The sequence below is a fragment of the Paenibacillus elgii NBRC 100335 genome, assembly GCF_004000865.1.
In the GTDB taxonomy this organism is placed as follows: domain Bacteria; phylum Bacillota; class Bacilli; order Paenibacillales; family NBRC-103111; genus Paenibacillus_G; species Paenibacillus_G elgii.
Genome location: NZ_BIMB01000138.1, coordinates 1 through 1,075 on the forward strand (window position 1 = coordinate 1; position 1,075 = coordinate 1,075).

Genomic DNA, 1,075 nt, shown 5'->3' on the forward strand with positions numbered 1-1,075 from the left:
AAAAAGAAAGGAGACCCTATGCAAACCCTGCTCGCTCAAATCCATCTTCCCGAACAATGGAAACCAACCGAAAAATATACGGACGAACAAATCGTCAACATGTTCCTGACGACTTGCTCCCGATCCCCGTATACGATGAGAAATTACCGCAATGCGATCGCCAAATTCCGCCGTTTTATCAGCGATAAATCCTTACAGGACGTAACCTGGCGGGAAATCGAGGTCTATAAAATCGGCTTGCTGGAAGGGCTGTTAAGCCGCGCGAACAAGCCTCAAGCTCCGGCAACGGTAGCCATACATATCGCGCCTCTGCGCTCGCTTTACAAGTGGGGCAGCGACCCGAACATCGGCATGTTCAAACATAATCCGACCACCTGCATCCGCATCCCGAAAATCCCCGTGAACAGCAAAAATCATTATTTGACGAAGGCCGAAGTACTTCGTTTGTTCGAGCAGTTAAAGCAGCAAGGGCTGCGCGATTACGTCATCGGGGTCACGCTGGTGCTGCTCGGCATCCGGGTATCGGAGCTGGTTTCGATTCAATGGAATCATTTTCACACGGACCCCGAAGGCGCTTCAATGTGGCTTACGATTCGTGGCAAAGGCGATAAAGAACGTGAAGTCAAGGTGCCGCATATGCTGTGGACGCTGCTTCAGGCTTATGATGCAACAAAGCCGGAGCCGTCCGGGCCGGAGGACAAGCTGTTCCCTTTGTCCGTCCGCATTGTCGAGAAAATTATCAAGAAAGCCCGTGAGCAATGCGGTATGGAGAAAAAAGCGACCCCTCACTGGCTCCGCCACACGAACGCGACTCTCGCCCTCCTGCGCGGCGCTTCCTTGCAGCAGGTGCAGGAGTCGCTCGGGCATACGCACATCAACACCACACAGCGCTATCTCCACACGGTCCAGCAAATAAAAAAAGCGGCCCCCGACTATGTCGAAGACTGCTTCAAAGATAGCTTATAGGCATTTCATCCTATGTTTTTCCATTATTCTCTTGTTTCATTGGTTAATATTGACTATAATACAAAAAAGAAATATTTGTAGAAATAGTATGAATTTCATAAATAAATGT

Annotated in this window: 1 protein-coding gene; it reads left to right on the forward strand. The window is 49.6% G+C overall.

Going from position 1 to position 1,075, the window contains the following annotated elements:
• Nucleotides 1-18: 18 nt before the first annotated feature.
• Nucleotides 19-966 (forward strand): tyrosine-type recombinase/integrase, encoded by a 948-nt coding sequence (locus PEL01S_RS34195; protein WP_127463372.1) that lies wholly within the window; start codon nucleotides 19-21, stop codon nucleotides 964-966.
• Nucleotides 967-1,075 lie beyond the last annotated feature (109 nt).